Annotated in this window: 28 protein-coding genes and 1 tRNA gene; 14 read left to right on the top strand and 15 right to left on the bottom strand. The window is 50.5% G+C overall.

From position 1 onward, the window contains the following. Window positions 1-43: 43 nt before the first annotated feature. Window positions 44-1,312 (bottom strand): Gfo/Idh/MocA family protein, encoded by a 1,269-nt coding sequence (locus AC1S52_RS13605; protein WP_482029554.1) that lies wholly within the window; start codon window positions 1,310-1,312, stop codon window positions 44-46. Between AC1S52_RS13605 and cobJ the strand changes: the two genes are divergently transcribed. From cobJ to AC1S52_RS13625, 4 genes are all read left to right on the top strand, one after another. After that, on the top strand, window positions 1,253-3,181 hold the full coding sequence (gene cobJ / locus AC1S52_RS13610) for a precorrin-3B C(17)-methyltransferase (protein ID WP_482029555.1): 1,929 nt from the start codon (window positions 1,253-1,255) through the stop codon (window positions 3,179-3,181). The genes AC1S52_RS13605 and cobJ overlap by 60 nt on opposite strands. Before the next feature lie 46 nt (window positions 3,182-3,227). Further along, window positions 3,228-3,872 carry a pentapeptide repeat-containing protein gene (locus AC1S52_RS13615; RefSeq protein WP_482029556.1) on the top strand — a complete coding sequence of 215 codons (645 nt, stop codon included), beginning with the start codon at window positions 3,228-3,230 and terminating at the stop codon, window positions 3,870-3,872. 75 nt (window positions 3,873-3,947) lie between these two features. Next, the gene (locus AC1S52_RS13620; protein ID WP_482029557.1) at window positions 3,948-5,120 is read left to right on the top strand and encodes a 5-(carboxyamino)imidazole ribonucleotide synthase; all 1,173 of its coding nucleotides are present in this window, start codon (window positions 3,948-3,950) and stop codon (window positions 5,118-5,120) included. Window positions 5,121-5,124: 4 nt separating this feature from the next. Then, the gene (locus AC1S52_RS13625; protein WP_482029558.1) at window positions 5,125-6,000 is read left to right on the top strand and encodes a fructosamine kinase family protein; all 876 of its coding nucleotides are present in this window, start codon (window positions 5,125-5,127) and stop codon (window positions 5,998-6,000) included. Between the two features lie 140 nt (window positions 6,001-6,140). Here AC1S52_RS13625 and AC1S52_RS13630 read toward each other — a convergent pair whose 3' ends face one another. Continuing rightward, a complete protein-coding gene (locus AC1S52_RS13630; RefSeq protein ID WP_482029559.1) occupies window positions 6,141-6,617 on the bottom strand; it encodes a hypothetical protein in 477 nt (158 codons plus the stop codon). Between the two features lie 428 nt (window positions 6,618-7,045). Here AC1S52_RS13630 and AC1S52_RS13635 point away from each other — a divergent pair, with 428 nt between their 5' ends. Continuing rightward, window positions 7,046-7,402 (top strand): Spx/MgsR family RNA polymerase-binding regulatory protein, encoded by a 357-nt coding sequence (locus AC1S52_RS13635; RefSeq protein ID WP_482029560.1) that lies wholly within the window; start codon window positions 7,046-7,048, stop codon window positions 7,400-7,402. 68 nt (window positions 7,403-7,470) lie between these two features. Here the strand turns inward: AC1S52_RS13635 and AC1S52_RS13640 are convergent, their stop codons facing one another. Continuing rightward, complete coding sequence (locus AC1S52_RS13640) at window positions 7,471-8,139, bottom strand: CIA30 family protein (protein WP_482029561.1); 669 nt, start codon at window positions 8,137-8,139, stop codon at window positions 7,471-7,473. 230 nt (window positions 8,140-8,369) lie between these two features. Here AC1S52_RS13640 and AC1S52_RS13645 point away from each other — a divergent pair. The 3 genes from AC1S52_RS13645 to AC1S52_RS13655 all read left to right on the top strand — a co-directional run bounded on the left by AC1S52_RS13645 (window position 8,370) and on the right by AC1S52_RS13655 (window position 10,509). Next, window positions 8,370-8,441, top strand: a tRNA-Gly gene (locus AC1S52_RS13645). A 390-nt stretch (window positions 8,442-8,831) separates the two neighbouring features. Next, on the top strand, window positions 8,832-9,239 hold the full coding sequence (locus tag AC1S52_RS13650) for a hypothetical protein (RefSeq protein ID WP_482029562.1): 408 nt from the start codon (window positions 8,832-8,834) through the stop codon (window positions 9,237-9,239). Between the two features lie 4 nt (window positions 9,240-9,243). Beyond that, complete coding sequence (locus AC1S52_RS13655; RefSeq protein ID WP_482029563.1) at window positions 9,244-10,509, top strand: glutamate-5-semialdehyde dehydrogenase; 1,266 nt, start codon at window positions 9,244-9,246, stop codon at window positions 10,507-10,509. Between the two features lie 65 nt (window positions 10,510-10,574). On the opposite strand, the gene AC1S52_RS13660 is transcribed toward AC1S52_RS13655, so the two are convergent. Next, window positions 10,575-11,396 (bottom strand): acyl-CoA desaturase, encoded by an 822-nt coding sequence (locus AC1S52_RS13660; protein ID WP_482029564.1) that lies wholly within the window; start codon window positions 11,394-11,396, stop codon window positions 10,575-10,577. 151 nt (window positions 11,397-11,547) lie between these two features. On the opposite strand from AC1S52_RS13660, the gene AC1S52_RS13665 reads away from it, so the two are divergent. Beyond that, a complete protein-coding gene (locus AC1S52_RS13665; protein WP_482029565.1) occupies window positions 11,548-12,780 on the top strand; it encodes a methionine gamma-lyase family protein in 1,233 nt (410 codons plus the stop codon). Window positions 12,781-12,786: 6 nt separating this feature from the next. Here the strand turns inward: AC1S52_RS13665 and AC1S52_RS13670 are convergent, their stop codons facing one another. Genes AC1S52_RS13670 through AC1S52_RS13685 form a run of 4 tightly spaced genes read right to left on the bottom strand, consistent with a single transcriptional unit; the run spans window position 12,787 to window position 15,352 of the window. Beyond that, window positions 12,787-13,596 (bottom strand): prohibitin family protein, encoded by an 810-nt coding sequence (locus AC1S52_RS13670; RefSeq protein ID WP_482029566.1) that lies wholly within the window; start codon window positions 13,594-13,596, stop codon window positions 12,787-12,789. Between the two features lie 33 nt (window positions 13,597-13,629). Further along, window positions 13,630-13,782 (bottom strand): hypothetical protein, encoded by a 153-nt coding sequence (locus tag AC1S52_RS13675; protein ID WP_482029567.1) that lies wholly within the window; start codon window positions 13,780-13,782, stop codon window positions 13,630-13,632. After that, window positions 13,772-14,242 carry a phosphohydrolase gene (locus tag AC1S52_RS13680; protein ID WP_482029568.1) on the bottom strand — a complete coding sequence of 157 codons (471 nt, stop codon included), beginning with the start codon at window positions 14,240-14,242 and terminating at the stop codon, window positions 13,772-13,774. The genes AC1S52_RS13675 and AC1S52_RS13680 overlap by 11 nt, the downstream gene beginning before the upstream one ends. Before the next feature lie 24 nt (window positions 14,243-14,266). Further along, a complete protein-coding gene (locus tag AC1S52_RS13685) occupies window positions 14,267-15,352 on the bottom strand; it encodes a squalene/phytoene synthase family protein (RefSeq protein WP_482029569.1) in 1,086 nt (361 codons plus the stop codon). A gap of 621 nt (window positions 15,353-15,973) precedes the next feature. On the opposite strand from AC1S52_RS13685, the gene accD reads away from it, so the two are divergent. Next, complete coding sequence (accD, locus tag AC1S52_RS13690; protein WP_482029570.1) at window positions 15,974-16,903, top strand: acetyl-CoA carboxylase, carboxyltransferase subunit beta; 930 nt, start codon at window positions 15,974-15,976, stop codon at window positions 16,901-16,903. A gap of 381 nt (window positions 16,904-17,284) precedes the next feature. Here accD and AC1S52_RS13695 read toward each other — a convergent pair whose 3' ends face one another. The 5 genes from AC1S52_RS13695 to AC1S52_RS13715 form a co-directional block, all read right to left on the bottom strand. Further along, entirely contained in the window at window positions 17,285-18,148 is an 864-nt protein-coding gene (locus AC1S52_RS13695) for a shikimate dehydrogenase (protein ID WP_482029571.1), read from the bottom strand. A 45-nt stretch (window positions 18,149-18,193) separates the two neighbouring features. After that, window positions 18,194-18,625: a cell division topological specificity factor MinE gene (minE, locus tag AC1S52_RS13700; protein ID WP_482029572.1), complete on the bottom strand. Its 432-nt coding sequence runs from the start codon at window positions 18,623-18,625 to the stop codon at window positions 18,194-18,196. A gap of 225 nt (window positions 18,626-18,850) precedes the next feature. Next, entirely contained in the window at window positions 18,851-19,657 is an 807-nt protein-coding gene (gene minD, locus AC1S52_RS13705) for a septum site-determining protein MinD (RefSeq protein ID WP_482029573.1), read from the bottom strand. Between the two features lie 26 nt (window positions 19,658-19,683). After that, window positions 19,684-20,478, bottom strand: coding sequence for a septum site-determining protein MinC (gene minC, locus AC1S52_RS13710; protein ID WP_482029574.1), 795 nt, complete (start codon window positions 20,476-20,478; stop codon window positions 19,684-19,686). 114 nt (window positions 20,479-20,592) lie between these two features. Then, window positions 20,593-20,805: an acetyltransferase gene (locus AC1S52_RS13715; protein WP_482029575.1), complete on the bottom strand. Its 213-nt coding sequence runs from the start codon at window positions 20,803-20,805 to the stop codon at window positions 20,593-20,595. A gap of 400 nt (window positions 20,806-21,205) precedes the next feature. Between AC1S52_RS13715 and AC1S52_RS13720 the strand changes: the two genes are divergently transcribed. Beyond that, window positions 21,206-21,988 carry a hypothetical protein gene (locus AC1S52_RS13720; RefSeq protein WP_482029576.1) on the top strand — a complete coding sequence of 261 codons (783 nt, stop codon included), beginning with the start codon at window positions 21,206-21,208 and terminating at the stop codon, window positions 21,986-21,988. A gap of 197 nt (window positions 21,989-22,185) precedes the next feature. Here the strand turns inward: AC1S52_RS13720 and AC1S52_RS13725 are convergent, their stop codons facing one another. After that, window positions 22,186-22,323, bottom strand: a complete 138-nt coding sequence (locus AC1S52_RS13725; RefSeq protein WP_482029577.1) for a hypothetical protein — start codon at window positions 22,321-22,323, stop codon at window positions 22,186-22,188. A gap of 460 nt (window positions 22,324-22,783) precedes the next feature. On the opposite strand from AC1S52_RS13725, the gene AC1S52_RS13730 reads away from it, so the two are divergent. From AC1S52_RS13730 to AC1S52_RS13740, 3 genes are all read left to right on the top strand, one after another. Then, window positions 22,784-23,239, top strand: coding sequence for a hypothetical protein (locus tag AC1S52_RS13730; RefSeq protein ID WP_482029578.1), 456 nt, complete (start codon window positions 22,784-22,786; stop codon window positions 23,237-23,239). A 174-nt stretch (window positions 23,240-23,413) separates the two neighbouring features. After that, complete coding sequence (locus AC1S52_RS13735) at window positions 23,414-23,704, top strand: DUF4258 domain-containing protein (protein ID WP_482029579.1); 291 nt, start codon at window positions 23,414-23,416, stop codon at window positions 23,702-23,704. A gap of 4 nt (window positions 23,705-23,708) precedes the next feature. After that, window positions 23,709-23,951 carry a YgiT-type zinc finger protein gene (locus AC1S52_RS13740; RefSeq protein WP_482029580.1) on the top strand — a complete coding sequence of 81 codons (243 nt, stop codon included), beginning with the start codon at window positions 23,709-23,711 and terminating at the stop codon, window positions 23,949-23,951. Window positions 23,952-24,169: 218 nt separating this feature from the next. On the opposite strand, the gene AC1S52_RS13745 is transcribed toward AC1S52_RS13740, so the two are convergent. Next, complete coding sequence (locus AC1S52_RS13745) at window positions 24,170-26,095, bottom strand: ArsA family ATPase (RefSeq protein ID WP_482029581.1); 1,926 nt, start codon at window positions 26,093-26,095, stop codon at window positions 24,170-24,172. Window positions 26,096-26,126 lie beyond the last annotated feature (31 nt).

The following is a 26,126-nucleotide window of genomic DNA, read 5'->3' on the forward strand; positions in this document are numbered from 1 at the left end:
TTCCTTCATGATTTTGAGGAGAAGAGAAGCGCAGAGTGTAAAGTTAATTGACCTTCACCCAGCTTTCAGTCTGGTGAGATCGATGGGTCAAATCCATTAACTGCTGGGAATACAACCCTTCTGGCAGGGAGGGTGCCAGTGCCTTACCCTGTTCAATGCCCTGCACCCAGCGATCCACAATTCGGAGCAAGGGGGCAATCCGCCCATCCTCAAAAGTGCGGGGAAATTCCAGTCGTTCAGGAATCGCCATTTCGGTTAACGGTTCTCCGTTCTGACTGCCCCAGAGCTTAAAGCCATGCACATAGTCTTTCTGATTGCTGCTGCCCAAAACCAGGGTGCCGCGATCGCCATACACTTCTACCCAATGCCCCCGTCCCTGGTAGGTGGCAGCGCTCAGGCTCATCTGGCAGGGCGTTCCATCGTCTAACTCCAGCAAAAGGGTACAGACATCATCGGCATCCACCGGCTTTAATTGCCCAGTTTCAGAATCAGGACGTTCTGGCACAGAAACATGCAACCGGGCACAGAGTTGCCGCACGGGGCCAAACAACCAGGCGATGTAGTCAAACGCATGGGAGCCGATCGCCCCCAGTGCGCCACCGCCCTGGTCTTTACGGGCATACCAATTCCAGGGACGGGACGCATCTGCCCGACTCGACACCAGCCAGTCAATTTTGATCAACCGGGTCTTGCCCACATAACCTTCTGCTAGCAGTTCTGCCAGTCGCAGCCAGGTGGGAATGCAGCGAAACTCAAAGTTAATCGCTGTAATTAATCCCTTTGCATCTGCCAGATCCAACAGCTCCCTGGCTTCCATAGCATTGAGCGTGACAGGCTTTTCCAGTAACAAATGTTTCCCTGCATTCAGCACTGTTTTTGCCATCCCATAGTGCAGAAAGGGAGGTGTCGAGATACTGACTCCCTCTACATCGGGCAGCGCGACGATTTCCTCCACCGTCTGGCAGGCATGGGGAATATTGTGAGCCTGGGCGATCGCCTGTGCTTTTGCCAGATCCCGGTGATAAACCGCGACAATGCGGGTTCGGTGGTGCACCTGAAAGGCAGGAATGTGAACCTTCTGACCAAAGCCTGTGCCAACGATGGCAACCCCAATTTCGGGCTGATTCATGACGGGAAATAGAAACGTGCTGCCAATAGGGTACAAGGTATCGGGTACAGGGTACAGGGCGTGGGGTTCCAGGGGCAAGGTAGAGTAGTGATCGGTCTTTGTCCCTTGTACAGGAATTGCGAATTGATTTTTCAAGACTTTCAGCCCATCGCCGCGATCGCCACGACTCCCACGGGCATTCACCAGCTTCAACCCCTGCTCCAGACCCACACGGCAACCCTCTGGCTTCCCGCCTCCCTGCTCCAGAAAACCTCGCCTCTCCCCTCTGCTCCCTCCCCCCTCCCCTACTCCGGTTCCCTCAAAGACCACATTGCCACCCTCTGGAATTCCCACCGCAGTTTTATTTTCTGCCTCGCCACCGGAGCCGTTGTCCGGCTGATTGCACCATTACTGCAAAACAAGTCCTCTGACCCAGCCGTGGTTGTGGTGGACGAGTCAGGACAGTTTGTGATCAGTCTGTGTGGGGGACACCAGGGAGGTGCCGATCAATTGGCGCGTTTAGTCGCAGTTCAGATTGGCGCAACCCCGGTACTGACTGGGGCTGCCAATCGGGCAGGTCTACCGGGTATCGACGTACTGGGGATTCCCTTTGGCTGGCAGAAAGGAGATGGGGACTGGACTGGAGTGAGTGCCGCGATCGCCCGTCATGAACCTGTACAAGTGATTCAAGATGCCGGTTCTACCCTCTGGCAAAACCATCTACCGGCAGGACATCCATTTGAGTTGAGCAAATCGGGTACTGAAGACGGGATATCGGGTATCGGGGCAACCGTATGGATCAGTCCCGCTCTCCCCACTCCCCACTCCCCACTCCCCACTCCCCCCCTCCCCCAAGTCCACTGGCATCCACGAGTCCTCTGGATCGGGATTGGCTGTGAGCGAGGAAGCTCAAAAACGTTGATTGAACACGCCGTTCGAGAGGTTTTGAGAACCCATCAACTATCAGAAAAGGCAATCGCCGGAATTGCCTCCATTGACCTGAAAGCAGACGAGGTGGGATTGGTAGAATACTGCCGCGATCGCCAACTACCTCTCCGGTGCTTCCCGGCTGACATTTTACGCTCAGTTGCCATTCCTAATCCGTCTGTGATTGTCGAAGCGGAAGTGGGCACTCCCAGTGTGGCTGAAGCGGCTGCCCTTGTGGGGGCAGATCTGAGGTCTGCGGCTCCTACCGAACCATTAGGACAGTCCCAGGAGCCGCTGCTCAAGGTTCCCAAACAAATCATTCGCCTGGATGGAGAACCGGGAGCCGTCACCATTGCGGTTGCTCAGTCCGAGCAGGAATATATCGGACGCAGTGGCAAGCTCTGGCTCATAGGCACCGGACCCGGACAGCTTGACCAGATTACCCCTGCTGCCCAAACCGCGATCGCCCAGGCAGATGTTCTAATTGGCTATGCCCTATACATTGACCTGATTAAGCCATTGCTGCGCCCCGGTCAAATGGTAGAAGGATCTCCCATTACCCAGGAACGACAGCGGGCAGAACGGGCGATCGCCCTGGCAACCTGGGGGTTAACGGTTGCGGTCATCTCATCGGGCGACTGCGGCATCTATGGCATGGCAGGGCTGGTGTTGGAGCAATTACAGGCGCAAGGGTGGGATGGTCAAGCCCCATCTGTCCAGGTGTTTCCCGGCATTACGGCTTTACAAGCGGCTGCCTCGCGGGTTGGCGCACCCCTGATGCACGATTTCTGTGCCATCAGCCTCAGTGATCTCTTAACGCCCTGGGAAGTGATTGAAAAACGCCTGACTGCGGCAGCCCAGGCAGATTTTGTTGTGGCGCTATATAATCCGAAATCCCAGACTCGTACTCAGCAAATTGGGATCGCTCAGAATATTTTGCTCCATTACCGGTGGGCTGAAACACCCGTTGCGATCGTCCATTCTGTCTATCGAGCCGATGAACAGATCACCCTCACTACCCTGGCTGATTTTTTAGACTTTCCGATTGATATGCTGACTGTAGTTCTGATCGGTAATCAAAGCAGCCGCATCCATGCCAACTGGTTTGTGACTCCGCGGGGTTACCTGGGGTTTAATGCGGAATAAGCTCGTCTCATTAAACTGGAAAGGGTGAATCATTCAGGCAATACTTATGCTTTCTATAAAATTTGTCTCTCATTTTTTTATCTCACAACTTATCGCTCTTCTGGGAAGGGTTCCCAAGTTCTACCTGACAATCGGGCGCAGGGAGTTTCAACCCAATTCATCCAGGGAAAAAATCAGTCTAAAATTAGCTTCCATCGGGTTGCTTTTGCTAGTGTTGCTGGGGTTTCCCCTGCCAGTCCAGGCAGAAACTCAGTCAGGGCTACCCTATGCCAAACAATATGCTCCGCCACTGTCCTACAGTAATGCGGCATTGCAGGGGAAAGATTTCTCCGGTCAAATGTTGCAGGTGGCAGAGTTTTCAAATGCCAATTTAAATCGAACTAATTTTGCCAATGCCAACCTGCGGGGAGCGGTGCTAAGTGCCTCAACCATGACCGAGACCAACTTGCAGGGAGCTGATTTAACCCAGTCGTTGATGGACCAAATCCAGTTCACCCGCACCGATTTAAGGGATGCAATTTTAGAGAATGCCATTTTGTTGCGATCGACCTTTAATGAGGTCACTATTGCTGGAGCAGATTTCACCAATGCCATGCTGGATGGGCTTCAGGTCAAGCAGTTGTGCGCGGTTGCGAGTGGAACAAATTCTAAAACGGGGGTTGATACGAGGGAGTCGTTGGGGTGTAAGTAGGGAAAAAGGTGAGGGGTGAGGTTGTCAGGTGATGGGCAATCAATGGGCATGGATGAACGGTGGTAGAGAAAGGAGATGGCGGTTGTGAAACGGGTTGGGGTGATTGGCGGGGGGCAGCTTGCCTGGATGATGGCAGGGGGGGCTGAGAAATTAGGCGTGGAATTAATGGTGCAAACACCTTCCCCATCTGACCCAGCGGTGGCGATCTCATCCCATGTTATTTTTGCTCCGGTGGGGGATGCCTCGGCGACCGCTCAACTGGCTGCCCAGTGTGATGTGATTACGTTTGAGAATGAGTTTGTTGACCTGAAAGCGCTCTCTTTACTAGAACATCAGGGGGTTTGTTTTCGTCCTGGGCTACAAGCTTTAGAACCACTGCTGGATAAGTATGTTCAGCGCTCGTACTTGCAATCTCTGGGCTTACCCGTGCCCCAATTTACGCCCTTACTGGCAGAACAGATCACTGAAATCCTTGATCCTCAATCCGCAGAAGCTGGAAAGCTGGAATTTCCCCTGGTCCTGAAAACTCGTCGGCATGGGTATGACGGGCAAGGTACATTCATCATCAAGGATCGGTCAGCTTTGCTGGCAACGCTGGCAGAGTTGAACAATGTGCCGCTGTTGCTGGAAGAATTTGTTCCGTTTGAACGAGAGTTAGCCGCGATCGCTGCCCGTTCTCTCAACGGAGATATTTCTCTGTTTCCGATTGTCGAAACTCAACAGGTGCAGCAAGTTTGCCGTCGAGTGTTCGCCCCGGCAAACATTAGTCAGGCGGTCAGGGCGACCGTCGAAGCGATCGCCCGCACGCTGTTGAACGATTTGCAAGTGGTGGGAGTCTTCGGCATCGAATTGTTCCTGACCAGAGATGAAAAAGTGCTGGTCAACGAAATTGCTCCCCGTGTGCACAACTCCGGTCACTTTACCCTGGATGCCTGTGAAACATCCCAATTTGAGCAGCACTTAAGGGCAGTCTGTGGGTTGCCGTTAGCCAGTCCTGGGATGACCTGTCCTGGGGCTGTGATGGTTAACCTTCTGGGATATGAGCATTCCACCAGTGATTATACTGCCAAGCGTCAGCAACTCGCTGCTATTCCCCATGCTCAGGTTCACTGGTACGGCAAAACCGAATCCCGCCCTGGGCGAAAGTTGGGGCATGTAACGGTTCTGCTGCAAGAACCTGGGCAACCTCAGCGGGAACGGGCGATCGCTGAGGCGGTGGAAGCAATCTGGTATGGCAAAGAGAGGTAGGTTTATGTTCCAGTGGGATCGGATTGCAGCACACATTCGTCAGGTCACCGGCAAGCCATTTGAACCGAGCGATCGCCGCTCGGTGGGAGGAGGCTGCATCAACCAGGGCTATCGCCTGTCGGATGGGGAGCGTGCCTATTTCGTGAAGCTGAACCAGGCGAGTCAAATTGCCATGTTCGAGGCAGAAGCCAGCGGACTAGGCGACATGGAAAAAACAGGCACAATTCGTGTGCCTGAGCCGATTTGTTATGGCACCGAGGGTTCCACTGGCTATTTAGTGCTGGAGTGGATTGACCTGGGACGGGGCGGCAGTCAAGCCTGGGCAGCAATGGGACGGCAGCTTGCAGCCATGCACAGGGCAATGCATAACCGTGGGTTTGGCTGGAACCGCCCTAATACTATCGGTTCCACACCACAACTAAATACCTGGACTACTGACTGGGTAGAGTTTTGGGTGCAACATCGAATTGGCTTTCAACTCAACCTGGCAAAACGACGCGGTGGACATTTTCCCCAGTCAGAACGGCTGCTAAAAACCATTCCTGCCCTGCTAGCTGACCACAAACCTCAACCTTCTCTGGTGCATGGGGATCTATGGTCAGGCAATGCCGCCATCAGCCAGGAAGGAGAACCCGTTATTTTTGACCCGGCGACCTATTACGGCGATCGCGAAGTGGACATCGCCATGACCGAGTTGTTTGGTGGCTTCCCATCAGAGTTTTACCAGGGCTACCGCCAGACCTGGGCACTGGAACCGGGCTATCAGCAGCGCAAACCGCTCTATAACCTCTATCACATCCTTAACCACTTCAATCTGTTTGGTAGTGGCTATGAGTCCCAGGCAAATCGGATGATTGAGCAGATAGTTGGAGAGTTTTGAGTTTTGAGTTGAGAGCAACGTAAATTGGGTAGAGCAACCGGGAAACCCAACATTTTCAACGGTCAAATGTTGCAAAATGAATGACTCATAGGACTAGGGGTTAATGGTCAGTGGCTAGGAAAACTCTCAACGCTCAACGCTTAATTCTCAACCGATTGCAGCACTTTCTCCTGAATAAAATTTTCAGGTCGGCTGAGTAAAAGCCCCTGAGTGAGCAGGCTAAATTGTTCGGGATCATTCTGGTAATCAGCCAGGAGTTCCTTGTCGAAGTTGCTTAAGTCGGGATCGCGATCGCTGTCTATTTCGTCTAAGGTGACATCAATTAGCTCCATTTGTTCTTCAGCTTCGCATAGGGCTGCTTGAAAATCGGGTTGCAGGAAGATTTCTAGTGGCTTCAGTTCCTCATACTTCAGCGTCATCTGATCCAGCTTTTCCTCCAGGGTCTGTTTCTCCTGGCTCAGATCCTCTATGAGTTGCTTATAGGTTTTCAGTGCCTGAATCAAAGGCACAATCCGACTTCTCAGAGTCATATGATCCACATCAAGTTTCTGAAACTTATCAGACAACTTGATATAAGCATGGCAAAGACGGGCATAGCGATCGGCAAGATGACTCATAACGGGTTCTCAGCGGTGGTTTTCAAAAAGGTGATCGCAGTCCAAGCTATCAGACACTCAAAGAAATTACATTTCAATATTCATATTAGAAAATGACCTAGCATTTAAGTTGTAGTCAAAATCACATTAGAAAAGCAAATCAAGAAGATTGTCTGGGGATCACCAAAAAGATCATTGAAGCGACTCTTAAGCGACCTAAAACTATCTGAAATTAAGACCCCGACTTTTCCAAAAAAGTCGGGGTCTAGGGATCCGTTATGCTGTAGCAATCTTTAGACTTAACTTTGTTTTGTACCAACAGCCGTTGTCATGTATGTAGCCATTCTGGCTCAAGTGGGGTACATTCCGTGTACAGTGAGTTTTGAGGCAAATGCCCTCCGTGTCCCCAGTCACGCTGACCTTCTATTCCTCCATTTTCTTCCCTGATCATGTCTCTCCAAGTCTACGGAATCCCCAACTGCGGCACCTGCAAAAAAGCATTCTCCTGGCTAGGGGGTAATGCTGTTGAGTATCAATTTATTAATACCAGGGAAAACCCGCCCAGCAATGAGGAAATACGAGCCTGGGTAAAATCGTTGGGTGCCAAACCGATGCGTAACACCTCTGGGCAGTCTTACCGTGCCCTGGGAAGTGAAAAAGACGCCTGGGGCGATGAAGAATGGATTGATGCCTTTGCCAATGATGCAATGCTGCTCAAACGCCCTCTATTCGTAAAGGATGGAATAGCTGTGCTGGTAGGATTTAAGGATAAAGATGAGGTCATTCGGCAGAAATTGGGGATCTAACACGTTTTATTTCATTGCCGTTTTTAGAATCTTTTCAGCAGCGCTCTCAAACCTTTCCATTGTTTAATTCAATAAACCGCGATCGCCTGAATCAGCAGCCGAAATTCACCCGGTTTGAAATGGGGATTGAGTGCGCCATCGTATTCAAATTTACTGAGCATCAGTTGCAGCGATCGAATTTGGGCTGAATTCAACCCAGAAGCGGTGGGCACGGTTTTTGCCCGAAACACTGGAACCGCTTCAGCAAAGGGGATCCGTACTCTAATCCACTCATTGGCAACCGTGTCAAAGGAGGAGGAATAGGCAACGCTGTCCCAGGAATCTTGATCCCGGATCAGAAACTTATAGCGCTGTCCATCTCCTTTAACCTGGAGTTCCAACCCAGAGTAGGAGGACAGGTTTAACGGCGGCTCAAAATTGCGGGTGCGGACTGAAGCAAAGCCGCCTGAGTTTGCCGTTGACACATTGCCTGCGAATAATGCCGCCCCTGACTCAGCCTGTAACCCACTCTCGCTAATCCCACCCATGACCACATCATCTAAAGCACCCCAGGTTTGACTTAATCCCTGAGTGGGCTGGCTGAAGTCAAATAGAATTCCTGCTTGAGGTTGGGGTGGAGAGGGTGGTGTAGAGCCAAACATCATCTTTTGTAACCAACTAATAACAGGGATCGTCTCAAAGAATGTCAGCGTTTGCAGAAAACGACCTGCATCCCAGAATTGATTAGGTTGAGCCATCAATAACCTTTCAAGATAAAAAACCGTTGAGTTCCCAATTAGGAGTCTATCTCTAGTGTAGGGTTGCGGTATCCTGCCCGCGATCGCCCCTCAGGCAGAAGTTATGATTATCCGCTCGATAAGTATTTGAACTGATGATGAGGTTAGATTCCAAAAAAAAGATGCCAAAATCCAATACTGGCTTGACAGAATGCACCACCTTCTGCGATTATGATGATCGTCCGAATTTCGCGGGTATAGCTCAGTGGTAGAGCGTCACCTTGCCAAGGTGAATGTCGCGCGTTCGAATCGCGTTACCCGCTTTCAGTAAGCTAGGATGTTCGCAGTAGAACGTTTGTATATGGATTTGATTTGGGGTTTTGAGAAAGACTTCTCTTAAAATTTCTTCTCAAAAAGCCTCTTAGTTCAATCAATTCTTTGGGATTACCTTATACTCGGTGGTGAGGTTCACTTCTGGGGTGGGAATGGTAAAATTTCCATTAGCTGTAAGTAACCCTAATGCCATTTACGATGGCAAGTTTGGGCTTCTTGAAAGTTAGATTTCTCCTCTAATCGTTTCCCTCCTTAAAAAGAGTGCTAGTCCACTTACCTGGCTAGTGTCTATTGTGAAGTAAATATTAGATGAACCAGCCCTGTTCTAGCCTAGATATCTGTGATGATCTTTGCAATAAGTTTCAGTTCTATTGCCGCCTGTGCAACCTCAAAAATCCCAAAAAATTGATTTAACTCAGGAGTACCCCTGTCCCTGTCGCCGTCGGGGACACCTGACCCAAATTGCGCTCACAGAAGCATTTGGCTGTGGCCGATGCCAGCAGATTTTTGTGGTGGAAGAGAGCGGCTATGTGCTAGAACAGCTTTCCACCAGCTACCCTTACAAGCGTGCGTGGCGCTGGAATGGACATCAGTGGAGCATTGCCAATGCTGGTTTAGGTGAAAGCTACCTGCCCGTAGCAATGGGGATTATTTTGGTGATGTTGAGCATTGGGCTGCCTCTGGCTCTCAGTTCACCCTCAAGTTCTAATACTTTCCTCTGGGCAGTTGTGCTATTGCTACTGGCATTGCTTCCGGCACTGATGATCTTGCTTGCTTACAGACGGTAGCCTAATGACACCCGATACATTTAGTCCCTCTTCCGATTCTGTTGCTGCGGTCCAACTGGCATATCGGGCATCCATTGAACTATCAACGACAAAGGGCACCCTACGCAGTCGGGCAGTACAGGAAATGGCAAAGGCGCTCAAGCGCCAGCAGGACGAAATTTTGGAGGCAAATACTCTAGATTTGGAAGCCAGCCGAGAAATGGCGGTTCCCGATCTGCTGTTGGAGTGGTTAAAGCTAACCCGTGAACGCATTCAGTCAACCATTCAGCTATTGGAGCGGCTAAGTGAACTGCCCGATCCGATTGGTCGGGTGATGAATGCTATGCATCAGGTAGACCAGTGTCAGGCTCATTCCCAACTGATGCCCTTAGGCGTAATTGCTCTGATTTATGAGGCATTTCCCGAACTGGGAGCGATCGCCGCCGGACTTTGCATCAAAACCGGAAATAGCCTGATTCTTAAGGGCGGCACCGAAGCCAGTAATTCAAATCTGGTGATTGCACAGGCAATCTCTTCTGCCCTGGACGAGGTTGGGGTGCCAACCGACTGCTTTCATCTGCTGTCATCTGACCAGGGAGCCTCTGTGCGCGATTTGATTGTGCAGGATCAATACCTGAATTTGGTGATTCCCTACGGTCGTCCTAGCCTGGTACAGCAAATTGTCCGGCAGGCGAATGCTCCGGTGCTAAAAACAACGATGGGAAACTGCTACCTGTACTGGTCACCCTCTGGTAGCCTCGAAGCTGTTCGCTGGATTATTCTGGATAGCCACCAGAGTGAACCTGACCCAGTCAATGCGATCGAAAAAGTACTAATCCATCGCCATCAGAACCCTTCTTCCCTGGGAATGCTGTGGAATAGCCTGCGGGAGAAAGGGTTTCAACTGAAGGGAGAGGCTGAACTCGTTGCCGAGTTCCCTGACCTGAAGCTGGCTGAAGAATCTGAGTGGCGGCACGCCTATTTATCCAAAACCATTGCTTTTAAAGTGGTCGATAATTTGGAAGCTGCGATCTCATTTATCAACCTGCACAGCAATGGACATGCGGATTGTCTGGTAACAGAGTCTTACCAGGAAAGCCGACAATTTGCCCTGGGTATTAACAGTGCGTCTGCCTATATCAACGCTTCTCCCCGCTTTTCTCGTAACCCCCAACGGGGTAACTCGATCTTTTTAGGAATGTCTAGCCAGAAGGGACATCGTCGCGGGCTGATCAGCCTGGAAACCTTGACGACAGTAAAACATATTATCCAAGGAACAGGGCAATTTTAAAGTTTGAAGGATAAAGGATGAAACTTAAGGCAATGGCCCTTTACCCTTTATCCTTCACCTTTCCTTTACCCTTCTTTCTCAGAAGCCAGTTTTACCTTTGTCGCCAAGCCCAGCGTTTGCAGGAGCCAAATAGTCATCCAGGTCATATCAATCTCCCACCACCTCAAACCATGACGGGCAGAGTGCTGGAATGCGTGGTGGTTGTTGTGCCAGCCCTCCCCGTAGGTAAGCAAGGCAACCCACCAGCAATTCGTGGAGCGATCGCCGGATTCATAACTGCGGTAACCAAACAAGTGCGTAGCACTGTTTACCAGCCAGGTACAGTGGAAGACTGCCACAATCCGAACGAAAATACCCCATACCACAAAGGGCCAACCGCCAAGGTAATAGAGCAAAAGCCCCAGCACGATCTGAATGGGGATGAAAGCAACATTCAAGAAGCGGTAAACTGGGTCGCTGCTAATATCACGGGTGAACCGGGGAACCTCGTCTCTAATTGGGAGTTCGCAAAGCATCCAGCCCATATGACTCCACCAAAAGCCCTTTGTAGAGTCATGCGGATCCTTGGTTTGATCGGAATAAAGGTGGTGAATTCGGTGCATCCCAATCCAGTCAATGGGTCCACCTTCACAGGAAAGGGTGCCGCAGAACACAAAAAAGTATTCCAGGAGTTTGGGAACCTGAAAGCTGCGATGAGTCACCAGGCGGTGAAACCCTAACGTAATGCCCAAGCCTCCCGTTACCCAATGAAGCAACAGCATTACACCAACGGCTTGCCAGCTAAAGGTTCCTGGCAAAAACGCTGCCAGAGCTCCCAAATGAAGGATTGCCATGTAGGCAACAATGCTCCAGTCCAGTTTTAATTTTTCAGAAGTTGCAACAGTCATTCATTAATCTCGATGTGGATTGTGGTAACCGGTCTGCGCGACAATAGACCTCGATTATGTTGATTAAAGTCACACACATACGCGAAGCTTGCATGTAACCACGGTAGCGCATGAGATACACATGCCGTGTATCTCCAAAGTAACAAGGACTATGGACGGCTCTAGTTTAATAAAGGAAGCAGAAAATGCGCTATTCCAGATTTTTTCTGGAATTGACGCTCAGGTCAAGAAAAATTTGCAACGGATTTTAGTTTCTTTTCGCAACCATCGGGTCGGGTCACACCATTTTGCCGGAGTCACCGGGTACGGTCATGATGACATGGGACGGCAGGTTCTAGACCAGGTGTTTGCTGAGGTTATGGGAGCAGAAGCCGCCGCCGTTCGGGTTCAATTGGTTTCAGGGACCCATGCGATCGCCTGCGCTCTATACGGGGTTCTGCGTCCTGGCGATGAGCTATTGGCAGTTGCCGGTGCCCCCTATGACACATTAGAAGAAGTGATTGGTATTAGGGGGATCAATCAGGGATCGTTAGCAGACTTTGGAATTTCCTATCGCCAACTTCCTCTGACGGAACTGGGGACAATCGATTGGCATACTTTAGAACACGCAATTCAGCCAGAAACCAAGATGGTGCTGATTCAACGCTCCTGTGGGTATTCCTGGCGACCCAGTTTAGCGATCGCAGACATTGAAAAAATCATCCACCTGGTGAAGCAGCAAAACCCGAACACAGTCTGCTTTGTAGATAATTGCTACGGCGAATTTACGAGCGATCGCGAACCTACGGCTGTCGGGGCGGATCTGATGGCGGGTTCTTTGATTAAGAACCCTGGGGGTACGATTGTAACCGCAGGCGGATACATTGCCGGACGGGCTGACCTGGTAGAAGCTGCCACCTGCCGTCTGACCGCTCCCGGGATCGGGAGTTCCGGTGGAGCTACCTTTGACCAGAACCGGCTCCTATTCCAGGGGTTATTTCTGGCTCCTCAAATGGTCGGCGAAGCCATGAAGGGCAATCATTTGACTGCCTATGTATTCGATCAACTAGGCTACCCGGTCAACCCCCTCCCTTTTGCCCCGCGACAGGATGTTATCCAGGCAATTCAGTTGGGTTCACCTGAAAAACTGATAGCCTTCTGTCGGGCGATTCAAGCCCATTCCCCCGTGGGTTCCTACCTTGACCCCATTCCAGCGGAAATGCCTGGCTACGAGAGCCAGCTAGTGATGGCAGGTGGAACATTTATTGATGGCAGCACCTCCGAGTTTTCAGCCGATGGACCTCTGCGGGAGCCTTACATCGTCTTTTGTCAGGGTGGGACTCACTGGACCCATGTGGCGATCGCCCTGGAAGCAGCGATTGAAGTGATCGGGGCAGGTAGCTGACGGGTTCTATTTCTGTCCACCAGACTCATCAACCCGGATGTTGATAAATGGCAACGCTCCGTTTCCACCCATCACCGTGGGGAACCGTCCATCCCATTTTTCGATCGCCTGCTTCTGCAACAAGTCTGGAGTCAGAGTTTGCCGTTGTAGGCGTTGAGCTTCTGCCTGTCCTCTGGCACGGTTGATTTCTGCTGCTGCTTCCTGCTTCGCCTTCAAAGCAATAAATTCTGCCTGCTTCGCCTCCTGTTCAGCGATTTGTTTGGACTCAATTGCCTTATTAAACTCCGGTGAAAAACCAAAATTGACCAGTGAAATATCATCGACAATCAGCCCATAAGCTGCCAGTCGAGTTTTTAACTGAGCGTCAATTTCATCCTTCAGTTCAGTCCGCCGAATCAGGATTTCCTCCACATTCTTTTTAGCGGTTGCTGCCTTTAAAACTTCAGAAACCGCCGGAGTCAGAATTCCATTCACAATCTGTTCCTGATCGCCGACCTGCTGATAAACCTTATTTGCTTTCGTCGGATCAATGTGCCAATTAATTGCCAGCTCTGTTGTCACATCTTGCAGGTCTTTAGAAGCAGCCCTGGCATTGATGTCGTTCTTTTGGACGCGCACATTCAACCGTTTAACTGAAGTGACAATCGGCAGAATTGGATGAATCCCTTCGTCCAGAATAGTGTCCTGGACTTTGCCAAAGCTCATCACAACCCCCCGTTCTCCAGCGTTCACAATCGTAAACGGCTTAAACAGAATCGCTCCCACGAGCAGGGTCACCCCACCGATTATGTAAAGAGCGAAATTCGTGGATTTCATACTCAATGTCCTGTGAACAATTTATGCGAATAGCTACACCCCAGATTCCCGTGGTTCCGTGGGGAGAGGAGAGGGAGTCGAGGGAATCAGGGTTTCAAAGGGGCGTGGCACTCTTTCCAGTCCATAGCCCATTCCGAACTCCCATTGCGCATTACCCAACTCAAAACTCTCAATTTCATCCTTCATCCTTCATCCCTTTATCTTTCCCTAACGCTTCCATTACCCGACAATGTGCTTTGTGATATCGCTGTAACCGCTCTAAATCTTTTTCTCCCAGCGCTTTCATGCGGGTCAGGGTCATGTTGTCTTCCAGGTCATAGCGTTTGATGCGGGTTGCCAGGGGGTTAAGCAGAACTCGGTCAATCGATTCGTCGTAGGTCTCATCAGGACGGTGGGTGAGACAGTCGATCGCGGCGATCGCCTCATCCGGGAATCCTTCTTCTGCCAATTGTTCTAAGGTCCAACCAGAGTCTTCAACAACATCGTGCAAAATCGCAACGATCTGCTCCAAGATCGTTTGGCAGCGCATCATGATCCGAAGAGGATGCATGATGTAAGGGGCGTTGGCTTTGTCAAGCTGTCCCTGATGGGCGGTTGCAGCAATGGCAACTGCGCGTCCTAACAAGTCTGTTAAAGGTAGATTCATGCCGACCTTCCTGTAGCTTCCAAGTCAGCAGAATTCACTGGAACGGATGCGATCGCCGTTCTGGGGCTGAACTACCTCCAGTATAAACTCCATCGCCTTTGCAGCTCTATCACCCAATTCTAGAAGCAGAGAAGGAACCGCAATCTCTTCCTGGCTCTGTATCTGTAAATTCTGGTGGACTGGCATCCCGTCCGTGTAGCCGTACTCCCGATGCACCTGAGAAAGCAACAATGGTAGATCCTTCCTAACTTCTGCCCAATATATCTGGGGAAATTTCACATAGTCAAAATGACAACTGCGAAACACTCGCTCAATTCGGCGGTAACGATAGAATGACCAGTCTCGCCAAATTCTCCACGAGGGGTGCAAATCTCTGGCAGCTAAGAGTTTATCCACCTTGTAGTGGAACGTTGGCAAATACTCATCGAGCCAAAACTCCATCATTTTCGAGTAATTGGGATTTTGGCACGCCGTTAGCTGGAGGATTTCTTCCCGGCTAACACCAAACCGCTCCAGCAGTTCGGCTGGTAAGTAGCAAATACCTTGTTCGGCATCTTCCCGCATGTCACGCAGGTTGTTGAAGAACTGGTCCAGTGCCCCAAAGGAATAGGCAGCTTGCCAATACTTTTCTGCTAAGAACGGTAAAATCTGAAAGCAAGAACCTGAGAGGGTTTCTATCATTTCCTGGTATTGCTCTAGCGTGTCAATGACCAGGCTGGGCTTGTGATAGCGGGCAGTGGCTACCAGAAAACGATCCCACGATTGGATGGAGAGGCGATCGCCAAATGGGGCAACGGACCCAAAGCAGACGCTATAGATGCTAATTAACACTTCCCGGTAGGGATGGGCAGGGTCAATCCATCCCTGGTTTAGCAACTTTTTCCAACCATCATAAAATTTGTGGAACTCTGAACTATCCGAATTGACCAGCTCATTCTCTGCTAACCGATCAACTAGGCGAATCCAGCTAATCCGTTCAATCCACTCAGTCTGCTCATAAGGATCGAGTGTCATCACCCAGGCAGCATTGTCCTCATCTTTGAGGGAGTCATCTGCAACCGCTTCGTACTGTGAAGAACCCACTAAGTCTGAAATCGTCAGTGTATCCATGAGCCTTATGCACCCTACGCCTAAATTCAAGGGTTCCCCCCTTTTGGTAAAATTAACTTTGGTGTTGCGCGATTACACTAAAAGTCATCTGAAAAGCACCAACCGTTGAAGCCCAGCCTCCACAATCCAGAAAGTTTTCGGATAGGCGTTAAGTAACGACTAGCCTCCGTTATCAAGCTGCGATCGTGCAGCCAGTGTTAGCGTCCCACCAGATACAAGTGCGGGTTGTTATCTGGATTTGATGTCCCAGGTGGGAGCGTGTAGTCTTGCCGTGCTTCAAGCTGATTCAGAAGTCAATTGACGAGCGTGCGGATCCTGCTAAGCCCACCAGGGAGAAAATTAAGGCGGTAGCGGAAGCATAAATTTGTATGTATCCAGGCAAAGGTGCTGTGCTTTGGGGTCTAAAAGATCGTCTAATGAGAATGGATGTTTTAGGCGTAAAGTATCTGAGCAGAGAATAGAGCTTGCAGTTATTGAGTTAGCCAGAGGCGTTGTTCTACAGAATCTTGATAGTTCCATCGAAGCCGTAAAATGATTGAAGCCTTATGAATTTCCATTTTCAGGAGCGAGAGGTTTCTGGAGTCAGGAAATCAGGCAAGTTAGGGGAGATACACTGCACTTATGTCTTTATTTGATTGGTTTGCAAATCGACGGAAATCAGATCCCATCAGCCAGGAACGGCAAGAACGAGAAATTGCGGATGGGCTGTGGTCTAAGTGCGAAAAGTGTGCGGTTCTGGCTTACACGAAAGATCTGCGGGCAAATCAGATGGTTTGTCTGGAGTGTGGGCACCATGCACGGGTTTATAGCGACGAGCGGATTCGCCAACTGATTGACCCCAATAGCTGGAAACCTCTAGATGAGAAGCTGATTGCGACAGACCCGCTGAAGTTTCGCGATCGCAAACCCTACAGCGATCGCCTGCGGGAAATGCAAGAAAAAACCAAGCTGTTGGATGCCGTCCAAACTGGGATTGGACAATTGGATGGGTTACCCATAGCCCTGGGAGTGATGGACTTCCGCTTTATGGGCGGCAGCATGGGTTCAGTGGTGGGTGAAAAGCTGACCCGTCTGATTGAACGGGCGACGAGAGAACGGTTACCTGTGGTGATTGTCTGCGCTTCCGGGGGTGCCCGGATGCAGGAAGGGATGTTGAGCCTGGTGCAGATGGCGAAAATTTCAGGCGCGCTTGAGCGTCACCGGGATGCTCGCTTACTCTACGTTCCTGTGCTAACCCATCCCACCACGGGCGGGGTGACTGCCAGTTTTGCCATGCTGGGAGACCTGATTCTGGCAGAACCGAAGGCGACCATTGGCTTTGCAGGTCGGCGTGTGGTGGAACAAACCCTGCGAGAAAAATTACCCGATGATTTCCAGAAGGCGGAGTATTTGCTACAACATGGCTTTGTTGATGCGATCGTGCCCCGCACTCAGTTGAAGAAAACCCTGGCACAACTGATTCGGTTACACCAACCCGTCGCTGCACCCCCTCCCCTCCCCCTGCATCATCTTCCAGATCCAAGGTTTCTGAGCAAAACGACCTCAGAGTGAGGAAAGTAGCGCTATCAGAACTTGAAAGCGCCTGTTAGATCAATAGCACTGAGCTAAGACTGAGAGCACTGACGTACCTTGTTCTCCAGGTTCAGCCTGGGAACGAAAAGGAAATAACATCACTAATGAAAACGGCTTTTTGCTGTGTCTAACTCTTCTAATTCTAAGTAGCAGCAGGTTTGAGCAATACAGATTAATGACAACACTAAAATATGTTCGTTAGCAGTTCGGCTTCCTTCTGCTAATGTGAAATCTACTTGAGTAGAGTATATGTGTTTAGCTTCTAAAAAAACGGTCAAGGGCTTTTAGCGCTTAACGGAACGTACGAATGGGTGATGAATAGCTCATCCATTCTCCTTTTATCCCATCTCTTCACTTCTTCTATTCCCAACCTAAATGTTGGCGCAGCGATCGCCGCATTACATCCACTGGAACCTCCTGTTGCAGCCAGAGCCGGAGGGCGGCGGCTCCCTGTTGAATGAGCATTTCTAGCCCATCCAGGGCGATCGCGCCTTTTGCCTGTGTCTGTTGGAGGAACAGGGTTGGGTTGGGCGTATAAATCAGATCGTAGGCAATCAGGTTGCTGGAGAGCAGGTCTACTTCGGTTGGGCTGAGGGGCGATCGCTCACCGTGGGGAGCCATGCCAACGGGGGTTGTATTGACTAATAAATCTGCGTTCGGCAACAATTCTGGCAAATTTCTCCAGGTATGAACTTTCAAATTTACATTCAGGGAAGAGTTCATCCAGCTTTTTAAGAATTCCTCCAGTTTCTCCGGATTTCGACCAACGACATGAATTTCGGCACAGCCCAACTGATGGCACCCGGCAACCACTGCCCTAGAAGCTCCCCCATTCCCTAGAATGACCGCAATCGATTGGGACCAGTCCCGCTGCAATTCTTTCAGGGGCGCGAGAAAGCCTTCCACATCCGTATTGGTGCCACTCCAACCCTGAGCGCTCCGCCAAACCGTGTTGACGGCTCTAATTGCCTTTCCCATATCCGTGACATCAGCCAGCAGCGGCAAAATTGCCTGTTTGTGGGGAATGGTAATACTAAATCCTTGCACCCCGATCGCCTCAAATCCTTTCACCGCCTGTTCCAGTTGTTCTGGGCTGATTGGGAACGGCAGGTAAATGTAATCAACATTCAGATGGGCGATCGCCGCATTGTGCATGATGGGCGACAGAGAATGCTCGATCGGATACCCGATCACACCCAGAAGCTTTGTTTTGCCGGTAATCACGGGAGATGGGTATAGAGTACAGGGAGAAGAGTCGCTAACAAAATTCTATTCAAGCGAAATAGATTCAGGGGAAGGAGGAGTGGGTTCAGAATCGCCGGACTTGACATCCTTTGTTTCAGAGAGCTTATCTTCCAGATCCAATTCAAAATCCAGCGGTTCAATGTCTATTTCTGGAATTTGCAGTTGAGTAGACTCCGTAACTTCAGGTTCCGGTTTGGAATGCACCCGACGAATCGGTAGATTCGCAATTAACGCCGTTGCCCGTTGATTGCTTTCCAGCGAAAACTCCATCGCTTCCGTGTCTAGCTCCACATAGCGGGAAACCACTGCCAAAATTTCCTTTCGCATTGCATCCAAAGCCTCTGGTGCAATATCAGTGCGATCGTGAGCTAGAACCAGCTTGAGACGGTTTTTTACCTGCTGGCGACTGGTGGCATCAGAGCGAGAAAACAAGCGTTCAAGAAAATCAAGCAACATGGGGCAGGTGAATGGAGTGGAGGGCAGGAAGCAGAGGGGAGGAGGGGCAGGGGGAAAGGGGAGAATTTTGAATCAGGAATTAAAGGTTATTAGGTGATTTCCAGGAATATTTTTACCCCGTTGAACCCCTCCCAGCCTCTGCTTATCAAGGGGAGGTGCCGTAGGCGGTGGGGTATTTTGTTGGGTGAAAATCTCCTTATTTTTACCCCTTCATCCTTCATCCTTCTAAAACAGCTTGGTATTTAGCATCTTTTTGAGCTTTGAGAACAGCCCGTCATTCGGGGGGGTGAGATCGAGAAAATCCACCTTTTCGCCTTCCAGACGACGGGCGATATTGTTCAAAGCAGTGCCTGCCATTGAGGGAGTTTCTGCCAGTACCACGGGTTCGCCTTTGTTGGTTGAAACGATGACTTTCTCATCGTCGGGAATCACCCCAATCAGGGGAACGGCTAAAATTTCCTTCACATCCTCGATCGACATCATGTCGTTTGCCTGCACCATTGCCGGACGGATGCGGTTGACAATCAGGTGGATTTTGCGAATGCCATTTGCCTCAAGCAGTCCTACAACCCGGTCTGCGTCACGCACAGCCGCGATTTCGGGCGTGGTGACGATCAGGGCTTCCTGGGCAGCCGCGATCGCATTCTGAAACCCAGACTCAATCCCTGCCGGACAGTCCACTAAAACATATTGATAAACCTTAGTCAGTGCCAGCGCCAGCTTCTTCATCTGGTCAGGCTTGACGGCATCCTTGGTGCGGTTCTGGGCAGCAGGTAATAGAACCAGGTTTGGGTAGCGCTTATCTTTGACCAGGGCCTGCTCCAACCGGCACTGTCCTGCGAGGACATCCACCGCGGTATAAACCACCCGGTTTTCCAGTCCCAGCAACAAATCCAGGTTCCGTAGACCAAAATCTGCATCAATAACAGCAACCTTGTGGTTACGCTTTGCCAGCGCCATGCCAAGGTTGGCAGTGGTGGTGGTCTTACCCACCCCTCCTTTTCCAGAGGTGACGACAATAATCCGGCTCATGCAATGGGGGATGAATAACTCGTTGATTAATGGTACCTCGATCGCGAGAAATCATACGCCCTGACAATTTGAATGGTGCCTTGAGGAGTAACATAGGCAACTTCAGGATAGTAATCGGTCAGGGTTGACTCTGGCGCTCTGGCAACAAAATCGGCAATGCGAAGCTGGGTGGGTTCCATTTGCAGAGCCATGATCAGACAGCGGGTATTTCCTTTGCTACCCGCGTGTGCCAGTCCCCGCAATCTGCCCCACACCAGAATATCGCCTTCAGCGGTGATTGTGCCGCCGGGGTTCACGTCACCTAGCACAACGACAGTACCGTTGTGCTGGATATCCGCACCGGAGCGGAGGGTGGTTTCAACATAAAGGGGATCTGCCATCACCTGCCCCGACTCTGGGGAGGGTTGACTCAGGTGGGTGATAGAAGATTGCTGCTCAACGGAATAGCCTGCGGTTGCTGCTGCCACAGCCGTCTGGCGGCGACTGGTGTAGACGCGCTTGAGCTGAAGTTGGGAGTCAGTCAGGGCATCGGCGATCGCTTGCAACTGGCGGCCATCCAACAACCGATCCCTAGCGATCAAATGGACAGTGGTATCTGGTTGCCAGAAACGCGCTCCGGCATCCAACCGCTGCTTAAGCTGCTGCCAGATCTCTTCCCAGTTAAAAACCGCTGAAGGGTTCTCTTCGCTACCCTCACCTTCTGGCGGCAACAGTAGCAGTAACTTTCCTCCCTCGCTCTTGAGCCGAACCTGCTGATCTCGGTCTATGTCTGCTGAGTCCTGGGCAACAATGGGGACCGAGGGGGACGATGAATCAGTCATGGGAACTAACCCCGGAACTTTAACGGATTCACTATAAGCCGAAAATCGGCGAATGGATCAGTCAGGTTCAGGACTGAAAGGCTGCCAAACAGTCTTATTCACCGTCCTTGAGTATCAGGATTCAGTCTGGTAATCAGGATCCTTCCAGCAACGAGGCAAAGTTTCATCGGAAGGAAATGACAGGATATCTTTAGAAAAAGCCTCTGGGTCCTGTTCTTCCTGCCCTGACTGAACTCGACCTGTAATTTCACCATGTAGAGGATTGATTAAATCTTCAACATTTGAAACTTCTACCAATACCCCAGTCTGTTGATTTTTAAGAAACATAATTCACCACAAAATAGAAATCTATCTTCGAGCTTTCTCCCAACACTTACAGGTTATTTGATTCAAAAAAATTTACGCTCTATCCAGGGTAATAATTTAGCGATCGGTAGTCGGCAATTGAGCATTGGAAATGGCTGAAGGCTATAGTGGCTATCCATTTCCACAGAATAGATGGAAGACAGCTACCCCCTGCGAACTGACACCGCTTACTGCAAGTTATTTCCTTCCTTTAGGTGGAAGAAGAGCGGATTGAGCCTGGTTAACCTTGGTTTAGTAATGACTTTTATGATGTTGTTCAAAAGTAGGATTATTTCAGAAATTTCAAGCAGCAGTAAGTTTTTCCATCCTAAAAATAGCAACGTCACTTTTTTGAATTGAAGAAAAAGAGCGAGGTTAACCAATGGCTAAAGATAAAGATTTAGAACAATTGAAGCAACCAGATGCAGATGCAAATCGTGATCCCATTACAGGTCAACCTGGCGCACACCCCGTTGGCACTGGGATTGGAGCAGCCGCAGCAGGGGCAGTAGGCGCAGCCATCGGGGCAGCAGGTGGTCCCATTGGTGCGGCTGTCGGTGCGGTAGTGGGTAGTGTTGCCGGAGGACTAGTTGGCAAAGGAGCCGCAGAAATTTTTGATCCCACGGTTGAAGAGGCTTACTGGCAAGAGAATTATCATTCTCGCCCCTACGCTAAGCGAGAGTTGACCTACCAGGACTATCAGCCTGCCTATCGCCTGGGTTACGAGGGGTATCACCGCTATCGGAATGAAGGAAAAACCTACGAAGAACTTGAACCGGAACTACGGCAAGGTTATGAGCGGGACTACACCACTTCCAGGGTTGGTTGGGAAGATGCTAAACACGCTGTCCAGGATGCCTGGGACCGAGTGAAGTACACTTCCCTATCCCACGATGAAGATAACTACTGGCGGCAACACTACGCTTCTCGCCCGTACTATGAGCAAGGGCTGACCTACGATGCCTATCAACCCGCTTATCACACCGGTTATGAGGGTTATGTGCGGCATTGGAACTCTGGGAAATCCTTTGCTGAAGTTGAGCCAGAGTTGCGGCGGGAGTACGAGCAGAACTATGGTGCTTTAGGCATGGGCTGGGAGAAAGCCAAGCATGCGGTTCGTGATGCCTGGGAACGAGTGGAGCAGATTTACAAGCGCGATCGCTGAGGAGAATGACAGTTGTTTTTACCTCCTTTGGGTGGTGTTTGTGGTGCAAGCAAGATGAATCGCTGAACCGTAGATGCCAGTTTCTTTGGTGCGGCAGGCGCACGGTTTAATCCGAATCACGTTGCACACCTAAACCAGTAGATTCTCAGGCGCACTAACGGGATGTGTAACCAATTTACCCATCCCCACCCTTTTCCTCAAGGAGAAGGGCTTTCAGACATCTCCTGCCCCTTCTGCGACCGGAAGAGGGATAGGGTGTAGCTTGCTTCCCGCAGGGTGGGCAGTTCTTGCAAGCATTTTGGCAAAGTCCCCCATCGCATCACTGATGGTTTCATATACCAACTCTAGGCATATCAGGTAGCAAATACAATCCTCAAATGCAAGTCTACTACTTGAGGAAGTTCGGCAAATACACCGAGCTTTGCCATCTATTTTTTTAGAGAAGGTTATTATGCTTCTTTAGAGAAGGTTATTGTGCAGCATAGTGACAGCCTACTCATAAATTTGGTATAGATCGGCAGCAAGGCTGCTGCGTGTTTACCTGGATTGGATGAAATAGACAGCAAAGCTCTGTCCATTAATATTGTTCTGCTAAATCATATGCGTTGGACAGAGCGAGTTATTGCAGCACATAAGCACCGCCTTTCGGAGCGACCTCCCGACCGGCGCAAGGAGCTAATCAAGTGCTGGGAGCTTTCGCGGAGTGGCGATAGCCCAGAACCTGCCATTGAAAAAGTGTTCGAGCTCGTGGCGGACGGCAATGCCAATGAGAGGGAACTGGGGTTTTACGTCCTCATGGACTTGGCGCTTAATCACCCTTCGCTTAGCACCCATGTTAGCCAATTAGCCCACCATCGGTCTGCGGCTGTTCGGCGTGGCTTGGCATTTTATCTGTCCCGTTCGTTTCCGCTAGAGTTTCAGATTGCTCTCTACAGGACGCTACTTCAGGACAAGGCGGCGTCTGTTCGCATATCAACCATTACGTCGATCGGCATGCTCTATCTTAAAGATCTGTTGCCAGAATTACGCACGCTACGATCCACCGAGCGGAACATTAAGGTGATCGAGTCCTTGGATTACTGGGTTCCGCTACTTGAGACCGGCTACCGAGTTGAACTGTCGCAGACTCCCGGCACGCTTCTGGTCACGGCTTTGACAGGAAACGGGATCGCCTCAAAATATGTGAAAACAACAGACCCAAACGATCCGCTAATTCTCCACGCCGTTGAGGAACTCCGGAGCCGCCCGTGAGAGGCAGTACCGAACAATTCGGAGCAGCGGAGTAAGGAAGCCGTTGGCGCTGAGTTCAAAGGGTATGGCAACCGCTGACCGCAACCGTTAGGCTGTTTGTTGGGACGTAGTTCCAGCCTTATCTGTTAGTATTCCTCTTCTTTTCGTCATACCCCAATTCCAGAGTAGATTTCTGTGCCTCGTAACGATATTGACCACATCAGAGAGAAAATTCGGCTCCGCCAGTACGATATGTCAGCCCACGCAATGGAAGAGATGGCTGAAGATTTGCTGACTATCCTGGATATAGAGGAAGCGGTTCGTCATATTATCCGAATTGAAAGAGACGACCCCAGAGGCACAAAATTTATAGTAGTAGGAACTGCATTGGATCGGCAGACACCTGTTGGAGTGGTTGGACGTTTCGCTAACAATGGACGTTATCTAATCATTACAGTTTATGAAGTCACTGAACTTAAGGGCTGACGATATGTATGGATACAAATGCGAATATTGTGAAGGAACCGTTCAACCACGCCTGGTTAAACGTGAGGCATTCAAGCACAGAGATGGGTTCGTCATTCTAGAAGATGTGACAATTGGTGTCTGTAATACCTGCGGCAATCGGTACTACTCAGCCGATATTCTCCATGCAGTTCATGCGGTTGCAACTGGAGCAAAAGCACCAGAAAGAACCGAACAGATTCCTGTGGCTCATTTGGAATCCGCGTAGACAGCGCACCTCCCATAAAGTTGTTGGAGCCGACCACCGAGAGGCTATTTGTGAGAATCAAAGCCTGTCTGCCGTCGCACAACTTAATCGTTAGAACCAGGATTGCTTAAGCCATTACGTTGCAGAGGGGCGCAAAAGATTACTACCTTAAATTTTTATTCCTAACAACGAACAATGGTTGCCTCCTGACCCCTGCTCTCCGCTATGGCTGAGATTCTCTAAAACAGTAATGTTGCCGCGATCGCAATGCGCTCAAGCGGAGACACCGATCGCGGCAGCCTTGGTAGGTGAACCATCGTCTGGGTAGAAAAGTTTGAGATCATCTGCTGCTGGTCAACCTTTGGCTCAAAACGATTGTGAACAATATAGCGCTGGGCAATTCCCATATGGCTCAGCGCATCACTCAATCGTTGGGCTTCGGCAATCACCGCCGCTTCTGCCAGCACAACACCAATAAACTCCGTGTGGTGTGGGTCTTTCAGCTTTTTCTGTGCCTGCACCACCCGCTGCCTTAACGTCCGCAGCCGCCCCATAAAATCCGTCCGTCCCAGCATATCCTGGTACTTGATCCAGAGCTTAAAAATCCAGGCAAGCCAGTCACTCATTGCTGCTGGCATCTCCAGAAATCGCAATAAATGTCCTGTTGGCGCAGTATCCAGCACTACCAGATCTTGTGTACCCGACTCCAGCAGATCCATCACGGTTATCAGGGACAACATTTCATCAATGCCTGGAAGTGCCTGTGTCACAATTTTGCGCCACGCCTCAGGACCATAGGCAATTTTGAGGGTGACCTCCCCGTCACTGGTTTCACCACTCATCATCTCTGCCAGTTCCCACAGGTACTCAGATCGGAACTGATCGAGTACTGCCTCTGCATCCACTTCCTGCCCGGTCAGGTTTGGGCGAATTTGAGCAGCTAGATGTCCCAAGGGTTGCCCAAATGCATCTCCCAGGGAATGGGCAGGGTCAATCGACACCACCCGGATTGCCCGATCGCCATATTTTTCTGCCATCCCCCAGGCGATCGCCGCTGCCACCGTTGTTTTTCCCACGCCGCCTTTGCCACCCACAATCAGCAGTCGTCTGCCCTCCGCAACAAAATCGCTCAAGCCAGGCAACACCTTCTCTGGAATGGGGATTGGAGCCACTTCAGACAGAATAGGGGGTTTGCTAATTTCAAACACTTGAGCCATCAGGTTATCCAGCGCGATCGCCCCAATCGGCTCCCTATCTTGCTGCGGTACGCCAAACATAGGCTTTTCCTCTGCCAGGTTGAGCAAATTAGAGAGAACCTTTTGCTGCTCACCAAATCGATCCAGAAAAGGCAAAGAATCATCCTTCTTCTCACCCCTGCCCCCTGCCCCCTGCCCCCTCTCGCCCAGCACCCGATTCACAACCATGCCAGCCGTTGGAATGCCCAACTGTTCCAGAGCGGCTAAAAACCGCTCCGTTTCCAGCAGACTCATCGGTTCGGCGATCGCTACCACCAGACACCCGGTAAAGTCCCCATCCTGAAGCAGTTGTCGCCCCCCAGCCAGTTCAGCCCCCATCGTTTGCAGAAAATCATCCGCCGCATCTGCTGTATATCGTCCAGTAAAGGTTTGGCTGATGACCCGATGCTTCTCCTGAAACAACTCCAGCGCCCTCAAAAACTCTTCCAAAAAATTCATTAAGCCAAACAGATTGAGCGTATGCCCACTGGGAGCCATATCCACCACAATTCGATCCGCTTCCCTGTCTTGCAAAATCCGCTGGATTTCCAGAATACTCATCAGCTCATCCAGCCCTGGAAACCCCAGATCCCATACCGGAGTCAGGTCATCATTCTGGACAAAACTCCCCCGTTCCACCAGAAGCTCTAAAACCTTGCCATATTTTGCTTTAAAGTCTTTCAACAAACTTCCCGCATCCAGCGCCCTCACCCGCAGGTTCGGCAGATCCCCAACTCTTTGAGCCGAATCTGCAACCGCCATCTGCAACACATCCCCCAACGAATGCGCCGGGTCCGTTGATAGCAGCAATATTTCTTCATCTGGAAACCGACGCGCCCAACGACGCGCAAACCCGCAGGCAAGCGTTGTTTTACCCACCCCTCCCTTACCGCTAAACATCGCCAACCGAAGCACGTCGAATTGATTCATCGTTTTGGGAACACTCACTCTTTAATACCCT

This window comes from Kovacikia sp. CALU 1929, from assembly GCF_056784235.1.

What these genes read in the sequence shown, in the direction of transcription:
- AC1S52_RS13615 (WP_482029556.1), top strand. Translation starts at nt 3,228, where the DNA reads ATGCTTTCTATAAAATTTGTCTCTCATTTTTTTATCTCACAACTTATC.
- AC1S52_RS13620 (WP_482029557.1), top strand. Translation starts at nt 3,948, where the DNA reads ATGGCGGTTGTGAAACGGGTTGGGGTGATTGGCGGGGGGCAGCTTGCC.
- AC1S52_RS13625 (WP_482029558.1), top strand. Translation starts at nt 5,125, where the DNA reads ATGTTCCAGTGGGATCGGATTGCAGCACACATTCGTCAGGTCACCGGC.
- AC1S52_RS13630 (WP_482029559.1), bottom strand. Translation starts at nt 6,617, where the DNA reads ATGAGTCATCTTGCCGATCGCTATGCCCGTCTTTGCCATGCTTATATC.
- AC1S52_RS13635 (WP_482029560.1), top strand. Translation starts at nt 7,046, where the DNA reads ATGTCTCTCCAAGTCTACGGAATCCCCAACTGCGGCACCTGCAAAAAA.
- AC1S52_RS13640 (WP_482029561.1), bottom strand. Translation starts at nt 8,139, where the DNA reads ATGGCTCAACCTAATCAATTCTGGGATGCAGGTCGTTTTCTGCAAACG.
- AC1S52_RS13655 (WP_482029563.1), top strand. Translation starts at nt 9,244, where the DNA reads ATGACACCCGATACATTTAGTCCCTCTTCCGATTCTGTTGCTGCGGTC.
- AC1S52_RS13660 (WP_482029564.1), bottom strand. Translation starts at nt 11,396, where the DNA reads ATGACTGTTGCAACTTCTGAAAAATTAAAACTGGACTGGAGCATTGTT.
- AC1S52_RS13665 (WP_482029565.1), top strand. Translation starts at nt 11,548, where the DNA reads ATGGACGGCTCTAGTTTAATAAAGGAAGCAGAAAATGCGCTATTCCAG.
- AC1S52_RS13670 (WP_482029566.1), bottom strand. Translation starts at nt 13,596, where the DNA reads ATGAAATCCACGAATTTCGCTCTTTACATAATCGGTGGGGTGACCCTG.
- AC1S52_RS13675 (WP_482029567.1), bottom strand. Translation starts at nt 13,782, where the DNA reads ATGAAGGATGAAATTGAGAGTTTTGAGTTGGGTAATGCGCAATGGGAG.
- AC1S52_RS13680 (WP_482029568.1), bottom strand. Translation starts at nt 14,242, where the DNA reads ATGAATCTACCTTTAACAGACTTGTTAGGACGCGCAGTTGCCATTGCT.
- AC1S52_RS13685 (WP_482029569.1), bottom strand. Translation starts at nt 15,352, where the DNA reads ATGGATACACTGACGATTTCAGACTTAGTGGGTTCTTCACAGTACGAA.
- accD (WP_482029570.1), top strand. Translation starts at nt 15,974, where the DNA reads ATGTCTTTATTTGATTGGTTTGCAAATCGACGGAAATCAGATCCCATC.
- minE (WP_482029572.1), bottom strand. Translation starts at nt 18,625, where the DNA reads ATGTTGCTTGATTTTCTTGAACGCTTGTTTTCTCGCTCTGATGCCACC.
- minD (WP_482029573.1), bottom strand. Translation starts at nt 19,657, where the DNA reads ATGAGCCGGATTATTGTCGTCACCTCTGGAAAAGGAGGGGTGGGTAAG.
- minC (WP_482029574.1), bottom strand. Translation starts at nt 20,478, where the DNA reads ATGACTGATTCATCGTCCCCCTCGGTCCCCATTGTTGCCCAGGACTCA.
- AC1S52_RS13715 (WP_482029575.1), bottom strand. Translation starts at nt 20,805, where the DNA reads ATGTTTCTTAAAAATCAACAGACTGGGGTATTGGTAGAAGTTTCAAAT.
- AC1S52_RS13720 (WP_482029576.1), top strand. Translation starts at nt 21,206, where the DNA reads ATGGCTAAAGATAAAGATTTAGAACAATTGAAGCAACCAGATGCAGAT.
- AC1S52_RS13725 (WP_482029577.1), bottom strand. Translation starts at nt 22,323, where the DNA reads ATGAAACCATCAGTGATGCGATGGGGGACTTTGCCAAAATGCTTGCAA.
- AC1S52_RS13730 (WP_482029578.1), top strand. Translation starts at nt 22,784, where the DNA reads ATGGACTTGGCGCTTAATCACCCTTCGCTTAGCACCCATGTTAGCCAA.
- AC1S52_RS13740 (WP_482029580.1), top strand. Translation starts at nt 23,709, where the DNA reads ATGTATGGATACAAATGCGAATATTGTGAAGGAACCGTTCAACCACGC.
- AC1S52_RS13745 (WP_482029581.1), bottom strand. Translation starts at nt 26,095, where the DNA reads ATGAATCAATTCGACGTGCTTCGGTTGGCGATGTTTAGCGGTAAGGGA.